At 68.7% G+C, this 4,975-nt stretch carries 6 protein-coding genes; all 6 read right to left on the bottom strand.

Going from position 1 to position 4,975, the window contains the following annotated elements; translation table 11 throughout:
- Nucleotides 1-83: 83 nt before the first annotated feature.
- Nucleotides 84-296, bottom strand: a complete 213-nt coding sequence (locus tag HNV26_RS36795; RefSeq protein WP_171445508.1) for a hypothetical protein — start codon at nt 294-296, stop codon at nt 84-86.
- A 47-nt stretch (nt 297-343) separates the two neighbouring features.
- Entirely contained in the window at nt 344-1,300 is a 957-nt protein-coding gene (locus HNV26_RS36790; RefSeq protein WP_171445509.1) for an alpha/beta fold hydrolase, read from the bottom strand.
- Nucleotides 1,301-1,354: 54 nt separating this feature from the next.
- Nucleotides 1,355-1,540 carry a hypothetical protein gene (locus tag HNV26_RS36785; RefSeq protein ID WP_171445510.1) on the bottom strand — a complete coding sequence of 62 codons (186 nt, stop codon included), beginning with the start codon at nt 1,538-1,540 and terminating at the stop codon, nt 1,355-1,357.
- 76 nt (nt 1,541-1,616) lie between these two features.
- A complete protein-coding gene (locus HNV26_RS36780) occupies nt 1,617-2,162 on the bottom strand; it encodes a hypothetical protein (protein ID WP_171445511.1) in 546 nt (181 codons plus the stop codon).
- A 53-nt stretch (nt 2,163-2,215) separates the two neighbouring features.
- Nucleotides 2,216-3,175: a hypothetical protein gene (locus HNV26_RS36775; RefSeq protein WP_366817108.1), complete on the bottom strand. Its 960-nt coding sequence runs from the start codon at nt 3,173-3,175 to the stop codon at nt 2,216-2,218.
- A gap of 327 nt (nt 3,176-3,502) precedes the next feature.
- On the bottom strand, nt 3,503-4,975 hold a 1,473-nt coding region (locus tag HNV26_RS36770; RefSeq protein WP_171453019.1), incomplete at its 5' end, for a dolichyl-phosphate-mannose--protein mannosyltransferase.

Below are 4,975 nucleotides of genomic sequence, written 5' to 3'. Positions count from 1 at the left end.
CCCCACCGCCGCGAGGAGTTTCGTCGCACTGCCAGACGCGCTGCGCATGGACGGCACCATAGCCCGCCCGCCCGCTGTGACGCTCAGGGATGCGGCGACTCCAGAATCTCCACGTCGGCAATCCAGTTGCGCTTCCGGCGCGCGAGGCGCGTCGCGGCATCCTCGCCGTCGAAGCGGCCCGAGCCGCGGCGAATCCGCGCCGGGTCATTCCCCTCGGACGCGTTGACATTGACGACCGCGTAGCGCTGTCCGTCGATGAGGCTGTCTACTGCATCCCGCTCACGCCGCCACGGCATGAAAGAGACTGAAGCACGGTCGCGCCGCCCTCCAAGCAGCACACGGCTCAGGCAGACAGCTTGCTCAGGAAGGCCAGGAGCGCGGCATTCACCTCGGCGGAGCGCTCCTGCTGAACCCAATGCCCCGCGCCGGGGACGACGAGGATGTCGGCCAGGTTCGGCACCAGGGCCTTCATCGGGTCAACGGGAGAGAAGGCACGCACCGGGTCCTTCTCTCCGACGATGTAGAGGGCCGGCTGCGAAATGACCGCCGTCGCCAGCTCAGGAAGTTCGTGCCAGTCCCGGTCCATGTTGCGGTAGCGATTGAGCCCGCCCCGGAATCCACTGCCGGCGAGCTCCTTCGCGAAGTACGCGACGTCCGCCTCGGTGAGCCAGCCGGGCAACGTCTCAGGTACGTCGAGCCTCGCGAGGAAGCCCTCCCCCTTCCTCTTCGCCAGCACGACGGGATTCGTCACATCGAAGCCGGGGGTGCCTGTGAGAATCGCCCGGACCGTTCTCGGGACGTCCGCCTCGAACTCGGCCTCGGCCACGCCGGGCTCCTGGAAGTAGAGGATGTAGAACCACTTCTCACCGAACATGTGCTGGAACAGCTGAATCGGCGGCATGGGCGCGCGGCCCAGATGGGGAACGCTCATTCCCACCACTGCGCGGAAGCGGTCGGGATGCAGGGCGGCACAGTTCCAGGCGATCGCCGAGCCCCAGTCGTGGCCAATGACGATGGCCGTCTTTTCTCCCAGCGCATCCAGCAGGCCAACCGCATCACCCACCAACTGCTTCATGCTGTACGCCTCGATGGCCTCCGGCTTGTCGCTCTGGCCGTAGCCACGGACGTCCGGAGCCACCGCGTGGTACCCCGCCGCCGCCAACGCCGGAAGCTGATGGCGCCACGAGTACCAGGACTCCGGCCAACCATGCAGGAGCAACACGAGCGGCCCCGAACCCGCCTCCGCGATGTGCAGGAGGATGCCATTCGTCTTCACGGTTCGATGCGTGATGTCAGCCATGGGGGAGCTCCAGCGGTGACGGTACGGTGGGGGCGCACAATCGCGCCAGGCGCGTCAGGACCGAGGCTCGACGCGCCGCTTCGCGGCACGAGCGCGACGGTGGCGAACGCCGAGTCCCAGGACCACCACGGGATTGGCCTTCAGCAGCCGCCCCATCGCCTCTGACGTCCCCCCGGGGCCCATGTCCTCCAGGTGAAGGAGGACATGCCAGGCGACGGAGAGCCGACTGTCGCGTCTCATGCCACTTCATCTGTGGCGTGAGACGCGGCCAGTCAAGCGATTCGGCAGGTGGGGTGACTGGGTGGGGTGTCGTGACTCAGTAGTTGACCACGCCGTTCGGGAGCAGCAAGCGGTGGCTCCCCATGTCCATGATGGAGCGAGCCACGTCGAGCTGCACCACCGCGCGGCCACGCAGCGCCAGTTCGTGCACGGGCGCCTCGAAGGTCACCGGGGCGACGCTGGCGTCGACGAAGCCGGAGCCCTCCGCCCGGGCATAGCCGCCGAGCCCCTCCAGTTGGAGCGTCACGCGGACGCGCTCCACGCCTTGCGGCACGTAGAAGTAGGCCACCAGGTGCGCGTGGTCGGCCTGGGCCACATCCACGCTGTCTTTCGCCAACTCCACCTTGAGCGGGGCCCCGTCCGCCGTGACGCGAACAGCACCGATGGGGAGCTCCAGCTTTTCGTAGCCTTCCGCCGCCGAGCCGCGGAGCCGCAGCTCGAAGCGCTGCCCGTCCTCCGTCTGGACCGGACCGGACGGAGCGGGTGGCTCGCCCTGGACGGAGTCGAGCCGCTCACTGCCCCCACCGCAGGCCGTCAGGGCCAGGGCCGCGCAAACACACGTGGACAACATGATTTTCTTCATGGCGTGTCTTTCCTTGAGATTTGAAGGGTGTCTTGGATTGATTTGGGAACGGCTCAGGGCGAGCAGCTCTGGCCGGAGTTGGAGGTCGGGTCGACGGCGAGCGCCTCCGCGGCCTGGGGCGTCGACGGACCGGGGATGAAGCCGGGCGGGAGCGGGAGGGAGTCACAACCGTTGTTGAAGGCGTCCACGGGGTCGATGAGGCCCGAGATGACATCGCACTGGGTGGTGTTCAGGGCGGCAACCGCGTCCGTGAGGAGCGACGTCGGGTCGGGCGTCGCGCCGAACAGGCGCTGGTTGCAGATGCCCACCAGCGTCTGGCGCGCGAGCAGGAAGCGGAGCCGGTCCAGTTGGCTGCGCACCCCTCCCTCCGGGTACATGGCCGGGTCGCCCCACAGGATGCCTTCCGCGGCGGGCAGCGTGGTGATGGTCCCGATGGCGCCCAGGTCAATGGCCCCCTGCGCCAGGCACTGCGTGACCGTCAGGATGCGGTTCTTGTAGAAACCGAGCGTCCGCGTCGGGCCGGTGCACTCGACGGGAGGCGGCTCTTCCCGCTCACACGTCAGGCGCGCCGAGCACATGGCCGAGCCCAGGTCGAACGTCACCCTGAACGTGTTGTCGATGTGGTTGTCCTCCACGCCATCCTGCGCGGCGATGGTCACGCACTCGTCATAGCTGCCGATTTGCAGCGCGAAGTTCGACGTCAGCGAGCCATTGACAGGAATGCTCACCGGCGGCGGCGGCGAGAACGTGAAGCCCTCGCTCGACAGCACGTCATCGGTCGCCGTCAACAAGATGGACGGCAGCGTCGGGTGGACGTTGGTGACCTTGAAGCTGTAGTTCGCGGTGTAGGGATACGCGTCCGCCACCACCACCGATTCGCCATTGACCTTCTTCTCGCAAATCAGGTCGTGGGCATTCGCGACGCCGCTCCCGCCCACCACCACCGCACATACCGCGGCAATCCACTGCTGCTTCTGCTTCATCCGCATGGTTCCGACCTCGTTCATGAGCACCAGGCTCGGACGCGGCGGATTTCACCGTTTGTGCCACGTCTGGGAAGACGCGGGGCGACAAGCCCCTGACACAAGGATTCCCCACGGGAGGTAGGTGTTACGCCCTTCCTCTCGCATGATGGAAAATCGCGTCCCACAGTGGGGACCGCGACGGCGGACCTGAAGCAACATCAGGGCTCCGCGAGGAGGGTAATTGCCTCACCCGCGACCGTCAGCACGCCCTGCTGACCTGGGCGAACGCTTCCCATGTCCCGCGAGATGCCTCGGCAGTGAAGTTCCCTGCACCCGACAGGCATGGGCCCCACGGGGCTTCGCGACGCTTTTTCCTCAGGCGCCCGGGCGGGAGAACGTCACCCGCTGGCCGTTCGCGCCCAGCTCCAGATGCGTCACGCCGGCGCTGGGAGGCCCCAACACGGGCACGATGAACCAGCTGGCGCGCCGCAGCGCGGCGGGCTGTCGCAGCGCTGCGCCGGGCTCCAGCATGCGCTCCACGCTTCCGCCCGGTCCGTGGAAGACGACGCGCAGCGCGCGAGGCACGCCCTGGGCGCGGACGTAGAAGGCATACCGGTCACGGCCCCCACCCGCCTGGCCCGCCGCGACGCCCAGCACCTCCATGTCGTTCTCACGGAAGGCCAACGACATGACGCCATCCGGCAGTGGCGCGGGTTCGGACCGGGGGGCTTCCAGGTCATAAGCTCGCAGCGCGGCATCGGGAGGCACACCGGGGACGGGGGCGTAGCGCTCCGCGAGCGGCGAGACGAGGTAGGGGTGATAGCCGTGCCTGCGAGCACTCACGACGTCGGGCGGCCGCCGGTACGTCATGCGGTTGCTCCAGAACATGAGGCTCAGGTACTCCATGGAGTTGGGCACGTCCGAGTCCTGCGCGAGGAAGAGGACACTGCGCGCCGGCGTCTGCTGTTCGAGCGCGCGCCCCACCTCGCGGGAGTAGGTGACGTACAGGTCATCCAGATGCCTGGCCTGGTAGTCTGCCTTCGCCACCGGCAAGGTGACGGCCAGCAGCCACGCGAGCACGCCCGAGGCCAGGAGCCCCAGCCCCTGGGGCGCCCAGGACAGTCTCCGCGGCAGGCGCCAGCACACGAGCGCGACGAGCAGCGCCGCCGTTGCGGCCACGACCAGTCCCTCGGCGAGCCCGGGCCGGGCGCGCGTCTGCACCAGCACCGAGGGGAGCACGGCGCGGACATCACCGAGCACCGGAAGGTACTTGACGAACCACGGCGTGGCGACCGCCGCCAGGAGCGCCGCCGCGAGCGCGGGGTGGCGTCTGGCATCCGCGCCCGCGATGGCCAACGCGGCCAGGACGGCGGGCACCGCGCCCCAGGCAATGGCGGGGACCTTCACCACGCTCAGTGACAACACGAGCCAGGTGGCCCCCACCCACAACGCGAGCCCCACCACCTCCAGTTCCCGCCGGCGCACCGCGCGCACCAGCAGCCACACGAAAGCGAGCAGCGGCAACACCGCGGGCAGCGGCGCCAGGCTCTGGGTGTTGACCTCATTCAGGAGGGCATCCACCGGCCGGTGCCAGGGCCCCACGTCCACCGTCGGGTCGGCGAAGAGGTGGGCGCGCGTCACCCGCGCCTCCAGGTCATGCAATTCCGGCCAGCGCCATGCGGAGTAGAAGCTCCACGGCGCGGCCAGGAGCACGGCCATGCCCACCATGGCCACCACCGTGCTGAACCTCGGCCCCGGACAGAAGCGCAGCCGGCCGAGCGCCCACAGCGTCGCCGCGATGCCCAGGGGCGTCAGCGCGAGCCCCGTCTTGCAAAGGAAGCCCAGCCC

The organism is Myxococcus xanthus (genome assembly GCF_013116825.1).
Lineage (GTDB): Bacteria > Myxococcota > Myxococcia > Myxococcales > Myxococcaceae > Myxococcus > Myxococcus xanthus_B.
The sequence above is the reverse complement of the archived record's forward strand: the minus strand, read 5'-3'. Positions and strand labels throughout refer to the sequence as shown.